This is a genomic window from Flavobacterium algoritolerans, assembly GCF_030010385.1.
GTDB lineage: Bacteria > Bacteroidota > Bacteroidia > Flavobacteriales > Flavobacteriaceae > Flavobacterium > Flavobacterium algoritolerans.
In genome coordinates this window covers 175103-192055 of sequence record NZ_JASCRZ010000006.1, presented here as the reverse complement: position 1 = coordinate 192055, position 16953 = coordinate 175103, and the positions used below count along the sequence as shown (strand labels likewise).

Sequence of the window (16953 nt, the reverse complement as noted above, 5' to 3'; positions counted from 1 at the left end):
TTATATTTGTTTTGTTCTAAATAAATCGTTAAAAACAACGATTTTCTTAATAAAATAGATGTAAACGATACTTTTTGTGTTGTAGTATCTTTGTTCTTGAAATTTAGTTCTTTTTTTATAATGATCTAAAAAAAGTTTGTAAAAAGAAAAATGTGCTTTCAATATCGCTACAAAATGATTGAATTTTCCTTTCATAAGAAATTGTATTCCGGCAATTCCATCCAGAACCATTCTGCCTAAAAGAATTGGATACAATTTATTTTTAGGAAGGTTTTTTGTCAGCATTAACAATGAGTTTCTAAAATTCAAAAACGTTTTTTTCGGGTTTCCCTGCTGTAAAGTTGCTCCTCCTACATGATATACAACCGATTCCGAAATATATTTTATTTTATATCCTTTATTGAAGGCACGCCAGCATAAATCGATTTCTTCCTGATGTGCAAAAAAAACATCATCAAAACCATTTAGTTCTTTATAAACGGCGCTTCTAATAAAAAAACAAGCTCCTGTTGCCCAAAATATTTCGCAGTTGTCATCGTATTGTCCGTTGTCTTTTTCTAAAGTATCAAAAATACGACCGCGACAATACGGATATCCATATTGATCTATAAAACCACCGGCAGCACCAGCATATTCAAAGTATTCCTTATTTTTGAAATCCAATATTTTAGGCTGAATTATAGCGGTTTTTGGCTCATTCTCGAAAGTTTTAAGAATAGGTTGCAACCAATTTTCGGTTACTTCAATATCCGAGTTTATCAAGGCATATATATCAGCCTCAATATGCTTTAAAGCTTGATTGTATCCATCTGCAAATCCTAAATTAGTGTCGTTTTTTACAATTTTAACCGAAGGAAAAAAAGCTTTCACATAGTAAACAGAATCATCTGTAGAAGCATTATCAGCAACATACACCGTGGCTTCTGGAGAATATTTCAATACCGAAGGTAAAAATTTTTCTAACAATGAAATTCCATTCCAATTCAGGATGACAACAGCTATTTTCATTTAGATTACTTGATTATATATTTTTATACATTGGCAATTCGGGGAGGAATTGATATTTTTCATTTTCAAAATCCATTTGGCAAAAGTAATGATTCAAACCATTGGTTACCATCAAAAATTGTGCATTCATAGTCATGTTATAACGGGCGATTTGATCAAAAGTCGCTTGTGCAATTTTTACTTCGGGGGCTTTACATTCGATTAAAATGAAAATGGAACCATCAGAATTGAAAACCACAACATCGTATCTTTTGCGCAAGCCATTGACTTTTAAAACTTTCTCTACATTAATCAATGATTTTGGGTATTTTTTTTCTTCCAATAAAAATTGGACTACATGCTGACGAACCCATTCTTCGGGAGTAAGAATGATAAATTTTTTCCTGATTTCATCAAAAATGGAGACTTTATTTTCGCTATTTTTGAAACGAAAATTATAAAGCTGAAAATTGAGTTTTTGCATGAAGCAAAAATAGTTATTTAGTTTAAAGTTTAAGATTTAAAGTTTCACACGATGCTATAAATTTTAAACCTTAAACTTTAAACCAAAAATAAATGGACGAGGTTATAAAAATTGTAAATGATATAAAAAGCGGCAACATCAAACCAATTTATTTTTTGATGGGTGAAGAACCGTATTATATTGATAAACTATCAGATTATATTGAAGAAAAAGTCTTATCCGAAGAGGAAAAAGGCTTCAATCAAACCGTTTTATACGGAAGAGACGTTTCTATAGAAGATATCATTTCCACAGCAAAACGTTATCCTATGATGGCAGAGCGTCAAGTGGTCATCGTAAAAGAAGCACAGGATTTAATCAGAACCATAGATAAACTGGAAAGCTACGCTGAAAACCCAATGGCAACAACGGTTTTAGTTTTTTGTTATAAATACAAAACGTTGGATAAGCGCAAAAAAGTAACTAAGTTGTTAGCGAAAAACGGTATTGTTTACGAAAGTAAAAAACTATATGAAAACCAAGTAGGAGAGTGGATCAAACGTGTTTTGTCAGGTAAAAAATATTCGATTGAGCCCAAAGCAAATGCCATGTTGGTGGAATTTCTTGGAACAGATTTGAGTAAAATAAACAATGAACTGGAAAAATTACAAATCATTCTACCGGTTGGAAGTACCATAACTCCCAAGCATATTGAGGAAAATATAGGGTTCAGTAAAGATTTTAATGTATTTGAATTGCGAAAAGCACTTGGCGAACGCAACCAGCTAAAAGCGTATACGATTGCGGAAAACTTTGCACAAAATCCAAAAGACAATCCAATGGTGGTAACTACAAGTTTGGTTTTTGGATTTTTTATCCAATTACTGAAATACCACGGTTTGAAGGACAGAAATCCCAAAAATGTGTCGGCTGTATTAGGCGTAAATCCATTCTTTTTGAAAGAATATGATGTGGCTTTGAAAAACTATCCGATGAAAAAAGTAAGTCAAATTGTAGGTGCTTTAAGAGATATTGATGTAAAAAGTAAAGGTGTTGGTGCTAATGCAATGTCACAATCCGATTTGTTACGAGAAATGCTTTATAAAATATTTAATTAAAGGACAAAAATTTCCGATATTTGCACTCCCGTTCCGAGACTTCGGAATCGGTTTATTAAAAACAAATACCACAATTATGGGAATGAATAAAAACACTATTTTAGGTTGGGCTACTTTGATAATGATTGTAATGGGTTTATTGCTTATTGCATTAGGCGCTTTTAGATATGATGATGTAGCAGGCTGGGGATTTGCAGCTGTAGGTGTTGGTTTTTTGGCTAATGCTTGGGTGTTTAGTTCGCTTAAAGGCAGACTGTAGTAGTTGTTTTAAATGTAGATTCGAGACTGAAAGTGAAAATTGATAATGTAATTTTAAATTTTAAATTAAAAAATAAAGATGGCAGACGATAAAAAAGTGATATTCTCAATGTCAAAATTGAGTAAAACGTATCAAGGAGCAGATAAACCAGTACTTAAAAACATCTATTTGAGTTTCTTTTACGGAGCTAAAATTGGTATTTTAGGTTTAAATGGTTCCGGAAAATCTTCCTTATTAAAAATTATTGCAGGTGTTGATAAAAACTATCAAGGCGATGTGGTTTTTGCACCTGGTTATACGGTAGGTTATTTAGAACAAGAACCTATTTTAGATGACAGTAAAACGGTTATTGAAATTGTAAGAGAAGGTGTTGCTGAAACAATGGCTGTTCTAGACGAGTTCAATAAAATCAATGATAGTTTTGGTTTGCCGGAAGTCTATGAAAATGCCGAAAAAATGGAGCAATTGATGGATCGTCAAGCGCTTTTGCAAGATAAAATTGATGCATTGGGAGCTTGGGAAATTGATACCAAACTAGAAATTGCAATGGATGCCTTGCGTACTCCGGAAGGTGATACACCAATCAAGAATTTATCTGGTGGTGAGCGTCGTCGTGTAGCTTTATGTCGTTTGTTGTTGCAACAACCTGATGTTTTGCTTTTGGATGAGCCTACGAATCACTTGGATGCAGAGAGTGTACTTTGGTTAGAACAACATTTAGCACAATACGCCGGAACTGTTATTGCAGTAACGCACGATAGATATTTCTTGGATAATGTTGCCGGTTGGATTTTGGAATTAGACAGAGGTGAAGGAATTCCTTGGAAAGGTAATTATTCTTCTTGGTTAGACCAAAAATCAAGCCGTATGGCATTGGAAGAAAAAGTAGCTTCAAAACGTAGAAAGAATTTAGAACGTGAATTGGACTGGGTTCGTCAAGGTGCCAAAGGGCGTCAAACGAAACAAAAAGCGCGTTTGCAGAACTACGATAAATTACTGAATGAAGACCAAAAACAATTGGATGAAAATCTGGAAATTTATATTCCAAATGGTCCACGTTTAGGAACTAATGTAATTGAAGCCAAAAATGTTGCTAAAGCTTTTGGAGATAAATTACTATATGATAATTTAAATTTCACGTTACCACAAGCAGGAATTGTTGGGATTATTGGACCAAATGGCGCTGGTAAATCAACAATTTTCAAAATGATAATGGGTGAAGAAAAACCAGATTCAGGAGAATTTTTAATTGGAGACACTGTAAAAATCGCTTATGTAGATCAAGCGCACTCCAACATAGATCCTAATAAATCAATTTGGGAAAACTTCGCTGACGGTCAGGAATTGATTATGATGGGCGGAAAGCAAGTAAATTCAAGAGCTTATTTATCACGATTTAATTTTGGTGGTGGAGAACAAAATAAGAAAGTCTCTATGCTTTCGGGTGGAGAACGTAACCGTTTGCACCTTGCAATGACTTTGAAAGAAGAAGGAAACGTACTTTTACTGGATGAGCCTACGAATGATTTGGATATCAATACACTTCGTGCATTAGAAGAAGGCTTGGAGAGTTTTGCAGGTTGTGCGGTAGTTATTTCTCACGACAGATGGTTTTTGGACAGAATTTGTACGCATATTCTAGCTTTCGAAGGAAACTCTGAAGTATATTATTTTGAAGGTGGTTTCTCTGATTATGAGGAAAATAAGAAAAAACGTTTAGGTGGTGATTTAACTCCAAAGCGATTGAAATACAGAAAGTTAATTAGAAGCTAATTCATTCTAATTGTCTTAATAATAGAAGAGGATGTCCACTGGGCATCCTCTTTTTTTTGTGCTATTTTTTTATTTTTTTGTCGGAATTCATCATAATTAAAACTGCGGCAACCAGTCCTATGATTACTAAACCAAATACGACAATCATTATAAAGGAACCGTTATCCCAAGAAAAAAGTGTAGTGTCTTTCATGATTAATTAAATTTAAGATTGTCCAAATATATTATTCTTGCAAAATAAAAGGTATGATAATTATCATATTGGTCATTTATTCTAAAAACTTAGCTTGGAGCTCTTTTGTGGGAATTAGGCAAGTTTCCTTTTTTCCATACCATTTGTATCGGTTCTTAGCGATATAATCGTAAATATGGTTATTTAGTGAAGTGGGTAATATTGAAAATAAAGTACCAAAATAAAATAGTCCACTTAAATCTTTTGCAATTTCTAAAACGGCTTCCGATTTATAATAATAAGCGAAACCTGGCTGATACAGAATAATACTATCCGTTTTTTGTGTATCAATTCCCAAGTGTTTAATGATTTTTTGACCTAAATCAGATTGTAAGGCAACAAATCTGAAAACATCTTTTGAATCATGCTTAATGATTCTTTGCACTGCCGAATCACACAGATTGCAAACGCCATCATAGAGGATAATTTTTTTGTTTTTAGGTAAGTTTTCCATTTTTATGTATCCTTATGTCATTGCGAGGAACGAAGCAATCGTATTTAGTTGCTCAACTTGTATCCTTGTTAGTGCGATTGCTTCGTTCCTCGCAATGACTAGTGTTTGTCTTGTGAGGGTCATTCCGTCATTATATCTTTAATTTCTTCAAATAAATCTTTCCAAGTAGGGTTTAGAGAAAGAATTAAAGTATTTTTTGTTTCTCTTGAACCTGCTTTTATTTGCTTTTCTCTAGCTATAGCATCACCAATCCATTGAAATTGCTCATAATAAACTAATATTTTCACATTATAACGAGCAGAAAATGAAGTAGAATATTTTTTTTCTTTATGTTCCAAAATTCTTTGCGGAAGATTAGAAGTAACACCTGTATAAACTACGGTTTGGTATTTATTAGTGATAATTTAGATAAATCCAGGTTTCATAGTTTTATTTGTATTTGTCATTGCGAGGAACGAAGCAATCGCATTTAGTTGCTCAACTTCTATCCTCGTTAGTGTGATTGCTTCATTACCCACAATGACTTTAATCTATTTTTTCCCCGCTTCAACAAATTCCAGCGCTTCCAGACTTACTTTTGAAGTAAAGACACCGTAATTAACCGTTGCTTTGTTTTTTTCAATAGAATCAATCGTTCCCACTGCTTTTCCGTCAAACATTCGCACGCGATCACCGACTTTTAGGATAGGTTTTGGTTTCTCAACCACCACTTTTAATTTCTTCTCTTTCTTTTCTTTTCTGATTTCTTCAACCTGAACGGTCACTTCTTGAATGACTTCTTTTTTCTTTTCAATCAGTGCTTTTGCCTCTTTAGTTGTGGCTTTTTTGCGTTTTGAATTTTCGATTTCAATGATTTTCAAAAATTCTCCAAGGAGTTCTTTCTTGTTCTTATTATTGAAATATTTCTCCGAAATGTCTTCAATTTTTTGACCAATGTAGATTGTTTTCTGGTTACTGTCATACAATTCCTGATAGCTTTCCAGTTTTTGCTTGATTTTTACATTGATATTCTCCATTTTCTTGCCTTCTTCACGCGCTTTGGTTTCTTCTTCTTTCAGCGTTTGTGAAGTTTTTTCCATCTTGGAACGCTCTTTCTGAAGGGTTGCAATGGTTTTGTCGAAACGTACTTTTCCAACTTCAATTTTCTTTTTCGCCCGATTGATTAAGCTGAAAGGAATTCCATTTTTTAAAGCTACTTCAAACGTAAAGGAACTTCCTGCTTGGCCTAAAACTAATTTGTACAATGGCTCTAATGTTTTTTCATCAAAAAGCATGTTGGCATTTGTGGCAAAAGGCAATTCGTTCGCCAGAATTTTTAGATTTGAATAATGCGTTGTAATAATACCAAAAGCTTCTCTATGATAGAATTCTTCTAAGAAAATTTCGGCTAAAGCACCTCCTAATTCAGGGTCTGAACCAGTACCAAACTCATCAATAAGGAACATGGTTTTTCTATTGCACTTCTTCAAGAAATAGTTCATGTTCTTTAATCGGTAACTGTATGTACTTAGATGATTTTCAATAGATTGATTGTCACCAATATCTGTTAAAATTCGATCGAATAAAAACGTTTCACTGCGTTCATGTACTGGAATCAGCATCCCGGATTGCAGCATTAATTGCAATAATCCAACGGTTTTTAACGAAATGGTTTTTCCTCCGGCATTAGGACCCGAAATCACAATTATTCTACTTTCCTGATTTAATTCAATAGTTTGCGGATGCGTTATTTCGTTTTTCTGTTTGTTATTCAAATACAAAATAGGGTGGTAGGCTTCTCTAAAATAAAGGCGTCGCTCCTCCGTAATTGTTGGTAAAATTCCATTGATTTTATTGGCATATTTTGCTTTCGCAGCAATTACATCAATATCACTAAGAAAATCCTGGTATTTGATTAAAAGCGGTAAATATGGGCGAATATAATTAGATAACTGTTTTAAAATTCGGGTGATTTCTTCTTTCTCTTCGTATTCAAGATTACTCAATTCACGGGAATATTGTAAAGTAGCTTCGGGTTCAATATAAGCGATACTTCCTGTTTTGGAACTGCCCAAAATGGATCCTTTTACTTTACGGCGATACATTGCTAAAACTGCTAAAACGCGTCGATTTTGAACAAAACTTTCTTTGATATCGTCTAAATATCCTAAAGCATTGTATTGTGTCAATGCTGTACCAAAACTTTGATTGACTTTTCCGCGAACAGCATTCATACTGCGACGAATGTTCAATAAATCCGGGGAGGCATTGTCTTTAATTTCGCCATATTTATCGACTACTTCGTCCACCGTCGTGATGATTTCTTTAGTCAGTTCGACTTGGTTAGCTCTTGCGTTTATATTTGGATAATAATCCTCAAATTTTCTCAAAAAACTCAACAGGAAATTTACTGTTGAAGAAATGGTAGCGATTTTCCTAAAACTGCCTACTTCTAAGAAACTGTCTTCAATGGCCAGAAATTTTATTTCATGCGTGATAGCATCAAAACCATGATTGGGAATCGCATTGTTATTTTGGAAAGACGAAACATATTCTGAGGTTTGCATTAATGCTTGCATCAATGTTTCCTTGTCTTTAAAAGGGGTTATTTCTAATGCTTTTTGTTTTCCAATGTCAGTATTACAAATGGTCGAAATGGTTTCGAGAACCGTTGGAAATTGTAAATCTTGTAATGTTTTTTCAGTGATGGATATCATTTATCGTATAATTCTTTTCAACACAAAAATAGCTAATAGTTAAGACTATTTAACAGACTTTCACAAAGAATTAATGAATGTTTATTATCCTTTTTATGATTCAAAAAAAATATTCTCTCTGTATCTTTGCTTTTTAATATTTAACTATGCAAATCAATCTCAATCCCTCTTGGCAAACCATTTTATCTGATGAAATCAAGAAACCCTATTTTCAGGATTTAATGGAAATTGTTGCTGAGGAATACAAAAATCATACCTGTTATCCTCCCAAAGAATTGATTTTTGCTGCGTTTAACTATTGCAGTTTCAAAGATGTAAAAGTGGTTATCATTGGTCAAGACCCGTATCATGGGAAAGGTGAAGCGAATGGTTTGTGTTTCTCTGTAAATGATGGCGTTCGAATTCCTCCCTCGTTGCGTAATATTTATCGGGAGATGAGTGATGATTTGGAGACTATTTTTATGCCGACTTCAGGAAATTTAGAAGCTTGGGCAAAGCAGGGCGTTTTATTGTTGAATGCATCGCTGACGGTTAGAGAAGACAATGCGAATAGTCATAAACACTTGAAATGGAATCTTTTTACTGATGCTGTCATCCAAAAAATTTCGGAAGAAAAAGAGCATGTTGTTTTCTTGCTTTGGGGAAATTTTGCGCACAAAAAAGGACTAAAAATCGACCGAAACAAACATTTGGTTTTAGAGTCCGGGCATCCTTCGCCAATGAGTGCCAATCAAGGGAAATGGTTTGGGAATAAACATTTCAGTAAAACGAATGACTATTTAAAACAAAACGGATTAGAACCTATAAAGTGGTTGTAGTTTTTTAAGATTATCTTTTTCTAAACCATTAAGAAATTAAGTTTAATTAAGGCTATAAAACTTAATTTTCTAAATATCGTAATGGTTTTATTTTAAAAGTACTGTTTCCTAAAATTTACTTTTGTTGGTATAAAAGAGAAATTATTTTTTTATAATATCTTCTAAGACAGCTTTATCAGCGTAATTAATCACTTTCAAAGTAACCTCTTGGTTTTTGATTGTTTTCCCTTCGATGATATACAGCTTTCCTTTTTTAAGTTCGATATTACTTTTGTCAAAATCTACATCACCATATTGCAATGTATTTTTTATATCAGAAGTATCAATCCATTTTTCAGCCAAAATCTGTGATGCTTTATCCGAATAATGGAAGGGTTTATTTCTCAAATCATTTAAGACTCTTGCATTTGGAAAATAGTTACAACGGGTGTCTTTACCACTGAAAACTAACGCTACAAAAAACAATCCTATAACTAGACCTACTAGATAATAAGCAAAACGATGTATAAACTTCATGAATTAAATTTTTTGCAAAGGTAGAAGAAAGTTTTCTTAAAAAACAATTAAATTAATGTCGTTGTTTGGCAAATCGAACCAATCGCCAATGGCACTATTTGTGAGGATTCCGTGGTACATATAAACACCATTTTTCAATCCTTTATCACAACGAATAGCACTTTCAATACCGCCATCTGCAGCGATTTGCATCAAATAAGGCGTTATGATATTGCTAATGGACAACGAAGCTGTTTTAGAATATCTAGAAGGAATATTGGGTACGCAATAGTGTAACACATTGTTTTTGATGAACGTAGGTTTCTCGTGTGAAGTCACTTCTGAAGTTTCAAAACAACCGCCGGTATCAATGCTTACATCCACAATTACAGCACCACTTTTCATGTGCTCCACCATGGTTTCCGTAACAATCACGGGACAACGTTCTTTTCCTCGCATGGCGCCAATAGCGACATCACATCGTCTCAATGCTTTCAGTAAAGATTTTGGTTGTATGGTAGAAGTAAAAATACGCTGATTCAAATTGTTCTGCAAACGGCGTAATTTGGTAATAGAATTATCAAAAACTTTGACATTGGCACCTAAACCAATAGCGGTTTTAGCGGCAAATTCTCCAACAGTTCCTGCGCCAAGAATTACAACATCGGTAGGAGGAACGCCTGTAATATTCCCGAATAACAGTCCTTTCCCGAATTCATTGGTAATCATCAACTCGGCTGCAATAAGAATCGATGCAATTCCGGCAATTTCGCTTAATGCTTTCACTGCAGGATAGGTGCCATCTTCATCTTTTATGTATTCAAAAGCAAGTGCGATAATTTTCTTTTTGGTCAAAGCCTCAAAATATGCCTTCTTTCGGGTTTTCAGTTGAATTGCCGAGAGCAGAATCGTTTGAGGATTCATCATTTCAATTTCGGCAAGCGTTGCCGGCTCTACTTTCAATATCATCGGACAACTAAAAACTTTCTTCGTGTCACTGGTAACTTCGGCACCGGCATCACAATATTCTTTATCTGTATAACTGGAATTTAATCCCGCGCCAGCCTCAATCATCACCCGATGTCCATGATAGGTCAGCGAGTTCACAGCGTCTGGAGTAAGACAGATACGGCGTTCCTGATAACTGGTTTCTTTTGGGATCCCTATAAAAAGCTCGCTTTTTTTTCTTGCTACCTCAAGTTTTTCTTCTTGGGGTAATAGCTGTTGTTTTGTGAATGGCGTTATAGTAATTGACATTGATGTTGTTAAATTAAGGGTACAATTTACGTAAAAACTTTTAAAAAAAGTGCACTATTTACGGGGATAAATACTGGTAAACTTACATCTGAAATTAATGCATGATTCTTTCCATTTTTCTATCGGCTCTTTCATAAACACCATCTTCCAAAGGTACTTCTACAAAACCAAATTTTTCATACAAATGAATAGCCGGCAGTAATCTCCTGTTCGAATATAAAATCAGCTTTTCAATTCCTTTTGCTTCAGCAACGGCAAGGCAATGCAGCATCAATTTCTTTCCAACGCCTAAGCCCTGAACGCCATCTGTTACTGCCATTTTGCTTAATTCATAGGTCGTGCTATCAATTTTCATTAAAGAAACAGTACCTACGATAGCATCATTGTATTTAGCATAAAAAATCATTCCGCCTTTGTCTATAATTTGACCTTGCGGATCCGAAAGTACAATTTCGTCTTTGGGTTCCACCTTGAAATATTTTTTCAACCATTCCAGGTTTAAGGTTTTTATAGGTTCTTTTAGTGCGGTTGAAAAAGGAATGATTTCTACTGTATTGTCTAAACTCATAATTACTTTTTAACTTAAGGTTAAAGAACGCTTTCCGTCAGGAAGCAATGAAATAGTTATAACCGAATGTGTTTCAGGAATCAAATTTGGAATCTTCTCTGCCCATTCTATAAAACACCAATTCCCGGAATACAAGTAATCATCAACACCCATATCCAAAGCTTCAGTTTCATGATTTAATCTATAAAAATCAAAATGATAAACCAGCTGATAGTCATCGGCTTCATACTCATTAACTAAAGAAAAGGTTGGACTGCTCGTCGCGCCGGTTACGCCCAGCGTTTTACACAATTGCTTGATCAAAGTCGTTTTCCCAACACCCATTTCTCCATGAAAAAGAATCACTTTTTTGGGGTTTTCGGCTATGATTTTTTGTGCCACTTCTTCGAGTTGGTCGATAGAAAAAATGATATTCATTCTTTTAAAATTGTTTAAAGTTTAAAGTTTAAGGTTCTACCAAAAAACTGAAAACTGAGACTGACTACTTTTTTATTTCGGATTAAAAACTAAAAACGGAATAATCATTTCTTCCAATGAAATTCCACCGTGTTGATACGTATTTTTGTAATAACTCACATAATGATTGTAGTTGTTGACATACGCCAAAAACAAATCATTTTTTGCAAAAATATAAGAACTGCTCATATTTATGGTAGGTAAGCCAACATTTTTTGGTTCTTTTACCGCATAAACATCTTTGTGTTCGTAAGTCAAACTACGTCCGGTTTTGTAACGTAAATTCAAACTGGTGTTTTTATCACCTACCACTTTCGAAGGATTTTTTACGTTTATCGTTCCGTGATCTGTTGTTAAAATCAATTTGAAACCCATTTTTTGAGCCTGTTGAATGATTTCCAAAAGTGGGGAATTCTTAAACCAACTCAACGTGAGCGAGCGATACGCTTTATCATCAGAGGCCAGTTCTTTTACCACATCCATTTCTGTTTTCGCATGCGAAAGCATATCCACAAAGTTGTAAACTATAGTAACCAAATCATTATCTTTTAAGGCTTTAAAACTTTCGGCTAATTTTTTTCCGCCTGCAAGACTGGTTATTTTAAAATAATCTTCCTTGATATTCAAACCCAATCGTTTCAATTGTGCTGTCAAAAATTCGGCTTCAAAAAGGTTTTTTCCACCTTCTTCCGGGTCATTTTTCCAGTATTGCGGAAACTGTTTTTCCATTTCAAGCGGCGTCAAACCTGAGAAAATTGCGTTTCTCGCATATTGCGTCGCCGTTGGAAGGATAGAGTAGTAAGGCACTTCTTTTTCCAGTTTATAGTAATTTCCCACCACGCTTTCAAAGGCTTTCCATTGGTCGTAACGCAGGTTGTCAATCACTACAAACAAAATTGGCTTGTCTTTTTTCTTAAGTTCTGGAAGCACTAATTCTTTGAATAACGTGTGCGATTGAACCGGTTTATCCGCTTTTGGTGCACTCGAGCCTTGGCGAACAGGCGAAGCAAACCAATCCTCATAATTGCGTTCAATGAATTTTCCAAATTGTGAATTGGCTTCCGTTTTCTGGGATTCCAAAATTTCAACCATACCCTGATCGTCGATATTTTCCAATTCCAGTTCCCAAAAAATCAGTTTTTTATACAACTCAATCCAGTCTTCATAGGAATTTACCATCGCCATTTCCATGGTAATTTTTCTAAATTCTTTCTGATAATCCAGCGTTGTTTTTTGCGAAATCAATCGGGAATGATCCAGATTTTTCTTCAAACTCAACAAAATCTGGTTTGGATTCACGGGTTTGATCAAATAATCGGCAATTTTAGAACCTATGGCTTCCTCCATAATGTATTCTTCCTCGCTTTTAGTAATCATAATCATGGGAACCGAAGATTTTTTCTCCTTCATTTCTGATAAGGTTTCCAAGCCGCTCATTCCGGGCATATTTTCATCCAAGAAAACAATATCAAAATTGTTTTCCTCAAAAATTGCAATCGCGTCAAGCCCGTTGTTACAAGTCGTTACCTCGTAATTTTTCTTTTCCAGAAATAAGATATGTGGTTTCAAAAGGTCGATTTCATCATCTACCCAAAGTATTTTTATTTTATCCATAATTGTATAAACAAGTGTTCTAAAGTACTATTTAAAGTGCCAAATTACATTTTTTTGCAACGGCTACCTGCTAATATTATGATAATTTTTTAACATACTTACGCTACATTTTATAAAACTGCAATTCGCTTTCGTTCTGTATTAGGTTTGTTCGTGGGCGTGACCCATCCTGCGTAAACTCCGTCAGGGTCGGGCTGTACGCTGTATCTTTCCTTTTTAAAGAAAAAAGGAAAGGATGCCGCTTCCATCCTTCACGCACTTGTGAGAATGCTTGGGGATTAGTACTACATTTTGATTGGAAAAGTTCTCAGAAAACAAAACTAGATTGTATTATTTGTAATGAATTTATTATATATTTGAAAATAACAATAATCTGATATTTGTTAGACCGAGGTAGCCAAATTTGGGTCGATTGGGATGATTTTGTTAGATTAGTAGACAAGTTAACAGTTAGCTTCGAAGACTTAACGATATCTAAGATAAAAAATCGAAAAATGAAAATAGAAAAAATAAATTTACCTGAGTCAATAACTTCTCAAGTAGAACTTAAAGCAGTCAAAATGGAAAGACTGAATAATGTTGTTCTTATTGCAGGAAAAAATGGATCAGGAAAAAGCAGATTACTTAAATTAATAAAAGATCAGGTACCAGATATTCCTAATACGTCCAAAATTAGTGAGCTAAACAAAAATATAGCTCAATATAAGATTCATATCTCGCAAGAAGAAACAAAAATTAAAGCTATAGATTTTGAACTTACTAAAAACACTTTAGTTCAAGCACAAATTGACTCTTTGAATGAACAAAAAAAGAATTCTGAAAGAAACATTATAGCTTATAATAATGAAATCAAAAATTGGAAAAATGAAGTACATAAAGCTTCTTATTTTGCATTTTTTCCTGAAAAAGAAGATAACGTATTAGTTGATTTTGTCCCACATTCTTTAACATTAAAAGATAGTTATACAATCTCTCCACAAGAACTAGATAGATACGCCAATCACGTATATAACATAGGGACAAATAATATATCTGAAGGCACTATTCCAGCAATTGAAAAGATTCAAAAAAAATGGGTAAATGCAAATACAGTCACTACAGACGACCTTAATATTTCTTTAGAAGAAAAATCAAAAATTGATGAAGACTATGACAGATTAAAAAAATACATAAAATTATTTCTTAATACTGATTTAAAAAGAAACAAAGATGGTTATCCTGAAATTTTCAATATGAGAATTGGTGTTGCACAACTTTCAAATGGGCAAAAAATACTTTTGCAATTTTGTATGGCACTCTTTGCTCAAGAAGTGAGCTTAGAAAATTTGATAATCTTTATGGACGAACCTGAAAATCATTTGCATCCAGCAGCACTTATTGAAGTATTAGAAAAAATAACCCCACACGTAAAAAATGGACAAGTTTGGATAGCAACGCATTCAATTAATGTACTTGCTCATTTTGATCCTTCAAATATTTGGTATATTGAGAATGGAGAAATTTCATACGCAGGAAATGTACCAAGAACTGTATTAAAAGGTTTGCTAGGAGATGATGATGAAATTGAAAAGTTATCAAATTTTTTAGCTTTACCTGCCCAAATGGCAAGCAATAATTTTGCATTTGAAAGTTTATTCTACCCTAATGTTTTAATTACGGGATCTGAAGACCCTCAAGTAAAACAAATTCATGGTATAATAAAAGATAGAGCAACAAGAAATGATAAACTGAAAGTGCTTGATTTTGGAGTTGGGAAAGGTCGATTACTCTCAACTATTTATGAAAATGAACGTTTGCGTAATTCTGATGTTACGGATTGGTTAGATTTTTATGGTTATGATATTTTTGATACGCATAAAGAGATTTGTAATAAAGCTTTCGTGAATATATATGGTAATTGTGAAAATCGATATTTTAATGAAGCAAAAGATCTTATGGTAAAACATGATGAAAATACTTTTGATTTCATTGTTATGTGCAATGTATTTCATGAGATAGAACCAAAGTATTGGCTTAATCTTTTCAATTCTGTAACTTCTTTATTCAAATTACTGAAAAAAGATGGCTATTTACTAATCATAGAGGATCAATTTTTAGCTGTCGGGGAAAAAGCTCATTCAAAAGGTTTTCTTGTTTTTGATGAACTTGAATTCAAAAAATTATTTAAAATAACTTCTACTGATGATTATTTATCCACAGATTACAGAAAAGATGGTAGACTAAAATCGCATCATATACCTAAAAATTGTATAACTCGAATAGATACAATATCAAAAAAAGAAGCATTAGAGATTTTGCTACAAAATTCGAAAGACCAAATTAAAAGCTTGCGCAAAGTTAATAATCCAACATTTAAAACAGGAAAATCACATGGCTTTTGGGCTCAACAATTGGCAAATGCTTCATTAGCTTTAGAAGAATTGTAAAAGTCTATATAATAGCTTGACCAATCGGATATGTCTCCTGCTAACTCGAGCGCCCCACTCATAACCTCAAACATAATAAAATAGAATTAAGAATGAAAAATATTAGCAATGGGCACGAGCGGGACGCTCGCCCTCGCCTAGGACTTTTGAAAACGCTAAAATTATTAAAACAAAAAATGAACACTATAATTCTTAAAACGGAACGATTAATACTAAGACCAATCATACTATTGGATTTGGATTATGTTCACGAATTACATTCTTTGAAAGAAACAGATGAATTTAATACATTAGGAATTCCAAATAATATTGATGAAACAAAACTACTTTTAGAAAAGTGGATTTTTGAGAACAACAAAGAACTTACAACCCATTTTACTTTTGCGGTGGAATTAAATACCGGAAACCAAATGATAGGATTAATAGGAATCAATTTGGGGAAAGTAAAATATAAAAATGCCGAAGTTTGGTTTAAATTCCACAAAGACCATTGGAATAAAGGCTTCGCTACTGAAGCGTTGAAAGAAATTATCCGTTTTGGTTTCAACGAACTGAATCTGCATCGGATTGAAGCAGGTTGTGCAGTGGGTAATATAGGTTCCATCAGCGTTTTGGAAAAAACTGGAATGACTAGAGAAGCTCACACTCGAAAATTATTACCATTGTCATCTGGCTGGTCCGATAATTACGGTTACGCTATTTTAGCTACTGATTAGCCATTTGTCCAATCTAAAAAAGCAATTTTTATATGAATCCTAGAATTGAAATGCTACCGGAAACAAAATTAATTGGCAAACGAATGACACTTTCGTTATCCAATAATAAAACTGCGGAACTTTGGAAAAGTTTCATGCCAAGACGAAAAGAAATTAAAAATAATATTGGAAGTGATTTGTATTCCATGCAAAAATATGATGCGTCGTATTTTAATACTTTTAACCCCAATACTGAATTCGAAAAATGGGCAGCCGTTGCTGTAACTGATTTCAATGAAATTCCAGAAGAAATGGAGCCGTTTATTTTAGCTGGAGGATTGTATGCGGTTTTTGTTCACAAAGGAGATGTATCGACCGCTTCAAACACATTTCAGTATATTTTTGGAACTTGGTTGCCCAACTCTGAATACGTTTTGGATGACAGATTCCATTTTGAATTATTAGGGGAAAAATACAAGAATAACGATCCCAGTTCAGAAGAGGAAATTTGGATTCCAATCCAACTGAAATAATTTTCGAAATTAATTTTCAAAAAGAAAAATGGTATAAATGACAAAACCACTGCCGGTACAAAAAGCAGTGGTTTTTAAACAAACAGGAATCAATAATAATTAGTCAAGC

General features: G+C 33.8%; 19 protein-coding genes. 7 read left to right on the top strand and 12 right to left on the bottom strand.

Translation table 11 applies throughout. The features are described from left to right. Both QLS65_RS13610 and QLS65_RS13605 read right to left on the bottom strand, forming a co-directional pair. On the bottom strand, positions 1 to 1008 hold the full coding sequence (locus QLS65_RS13610; RefSeq protein WP_282718381.1) for a glycosyltransferase family 2 protein: 1008 nt from the start codon (positions 1006 to 1008) through the stop codon (positions 1 to 3). A 13-nt stretch (positions 1009 to 1021) separates the two neighbouring features. Then, positions 1022 to 1471, bottom strand: coding sequence for a type I restriction enzyme HsdR N-terminal domain-containing protein (locus QLS65_RS13605; RefSeq protein WP_099715462.1), 450 nt, complete (start codon positions 1469 to 1471; stop codon positions 1022 to 1024). A 92-nt stretch (positions 1472 to 1563) separates the two neighbouring features. Between QLS65_RS13605 and holA the strand changes: the two genes are divergently transcribed. From holA to ettA, 3 genes are all read left to right on the top strand, one after another. Next, the gene (holA, locus tag QLS65_RS13600) at positions 1564 to 2568 is read left to right on the top strand and encodes a DNA polymerase III subunit delta (protein ID WP_121342084.1); all 1005 of its coding nucleotides are present in this window, start codon (positions 1564 to 1566) and stop codon (positions 2566 to 2568) included. A gap of 76 nt (positions 2569 to 2644) precedes the next feature. Beyond that, the gene (locus QLS65_RS13595; protein ID WP_091169561.1) at positions 2645 to 2827 is read left to right on the top strand and encodes a CAL67264 family membrane protein; all 183 of its coding nucleotides are present in this window, start codon (positions 2645 to 2647) and stop codon (positions 2825 to 2827) included. Between the two features lie 78 nt (positions 2828 to 2905). Next, positions 2906 to 4600, top strand: coding sequence for an energy-dependent translational throttle protein EttA (gene ettA, locus QLS65_RS13590; protein WP_099715464.1), 1695 nt, complete (start codon positions 2906 to 2908; stop codon positions 4598 to 4600). Between the two features lie 61 nt (positions 4601 to 4661). Here ettA and QLS65_RS13585 read toward each other — a convergent pair whose 3' ends face one another. The 4 genes from QLS65_RS13585 to QLS65_RS13570 form a co-directional block, all read right to left on the bottom strand. Next, on the bottom strand, positions 4662 to 4793 hold the full coding sequence (locus tag QLS65_RS13585) for a hypothetical protein (RefSeq protein ID WP_255409051.1): 132 nt from the start codon (positions 4791 to 4793) through the stop codon (positions 4662 to 4664). A gap of 76 nt (positions 4794 to 4869) precedes the next feature. Then, complete coding sequence (locus QLS65_RS13580) at positions 4870 to 5286, bottom strand: thiol-disulfide oxidoreductase DCC family protein (protein WP_282718380.1); 417 nt, start codon at positions 5284 to 5286, stop codon at positions 4870 to 4872. A gap of 119 nt (positions 5287 to 5405) precedes the next feature. After that, the gene (locus QLS65_RS13575; RefSeq protein WP_345959919.1) at positions 5406 to 5687 is read right to left on the bottom strand and encodes a GIY-YIG nuclease family protein; all 282 of its coding nucleotides are present in this window, start codon (positions 5685 to 5687) and stop codon (positions 5406 to 5408) included. 129 nt (positions 5688 to 5816) lie between these two features. Continuing rightward, positions 5817 to 7982 (bottom strand): endonuclease MutS2, encoded by a 2166-nt coding sequence (locus QLS65_RS13570; RefSeq protein WP_282718379.1) that lies wholly within the window; start codon positions 7980 to 7982, stop codon positions 5817 to 5819. A gap of 146 nt (positions 7983 to 8128) precedes the next feature. On the opposite strand from QLS65_RS13570, the gene ung reads away from it, so the two are divergent. Next, positions 8129 to 8800 (top strand): uracil-DNA glycosylase, encoded by a 672-nt coding sequence (ung, locus tag QLS65_RS13565; protein WP_282718378.1) that lies wholly within the window; start codon positions 8129 to 8131, stop codon positions 8798 to 8800. A 141-nt stretch (positions 8801 to 8941) separates the two neighbouring features. Here the strand turns inward: ung and QLS65_RS13560 are convergent, their stop codons facing one another. The 6 genes from QLS65_RS13560 to QLS65_RS13535 all read right to left on the bottom strand — a co-directional run bounded on the left by QLS65_RS13560 (position 8942) and on the right by QLS65_RS13535 (position 13438). After that, positions 8942 to 9316: a DUF4258 domain-containing protein gene (locus QLS65_RS13560; RefSeq protein WP_099715469.1), complete on the bottom strand. Its 375-nt coding sequence runs from the start codon at positions 9314 to 9316 to the stop codon at positions 8942 to 8944. A gap of 36 nt (positions 9317 to 9352) precedes the next feature. Beyond that, positions 9353 to 10552 carry an alanine dehydrogenase gene (locus QLS65_RS13555; protein WP_282718377.1) on the bottom strand — a complete coding sequence of 400 codons (1200 nt, stop codon included), beginning with the start codon at positions 10550 to 10552 and terminating at the stop codon, positions 9353 to 9355. A gap of 94 nt (positions 10553 to 10646) precedes the next feature. Next, entirely contained in the window at positions 10647 to 11120 is a 474-nt protein-coding gene (locus tag QLS65_RS13550; protein WP_282718376.1) for a GNAT family N-acetyltransferase, read from the bottom strand. Between the two features lie 9 nt (positions 11121 to 11129). Next, positions 11130 to 11537 carry a tRNA (adenosine(37)-N6)-threonylcarbamoyltransferase complex ATPase subunit type 1 TsaE gene (gene tsaE / locus QLS65_RS13545; protein ID WP_282718375.1) on the bottom strand — a complete coding sequence of 136 codons (408 nt, stop codon included), beginning with the start codon at positions 11535 to 11537 and terminating at the stop codon, positions 11130 to 11132. A 72-nt stretch (positions 11538 to 11609) separates the two neighbouring features. Further along, positions 11610 to 13190, bottom strand: a complete 1581-nt coding sequence (gene porX / locus QLS65_RS13540; protein ID WP_282718374.1) for a T9SS response regulator signal transducer PorX — start codon at positions 13188 to 13190, stop codon at positions 11610 to 11612. 110 nt (positions 13191 to 13300) lie between these two features. Further along, a complete protein-coding gene (locus tag QLS65_RS13535) occupies positions 13301 to 13438 on the bottom strand; it encodes a hypothetical protein (RefSeq protein ID WP_282718373.1) in 138 nt (45 codons plus the stop codon). Between the two features lie 246 nt (positions 13439 to 13684). On the opposite strand from QLS65_RS13535, the gene QLS65_RS13530 reads away from it, so the two are divergent. The 3 genes from QLS65_RS13530 (at position 13685) to QLS65_RS13520 (ending at position 16844) form a co-directional block, all read left to right on the top strand. Continuing rightward, positions 13685 to 15616 (top strand): AAA family ATPase, encoded by a 1932-nt coding sequence (locus QLS65_RS13530; protein ID WP_282718372.1) that lies wholly within the window; start codon positions 13685 to 13687, stop codon positions 15614 to 15616. A 176-nt stretch (positions 15617 to 15792) separates the two neighbouring features. After that, positions 15793 to 16332: a GNAT family N-acetyltransferase gene (locus QLS65_RS13525; protein WP_282718371.1), complete on the top strand. Its 540-nt coding sequence runs from the start codon at positions 15793 to 15795 to the stop codon at positions 16330 to 16332. A 32-nt stretch (positions 16333 to 16364) separates the two neighbouring features. After that, positions 16365 to 16844: a GyrI-like domain-containing protein gene (locus tag QLS65_RS13520; RefSeq protein ID WP_282718370.1), complete on the top strand. Its 480-nt coding sequence runs from the start codon at positions 16365 to 16367 to the stop codon at positions 16842 to 16844. Positions 16845 to 16953: the final 109 nt, after the last annotated feature.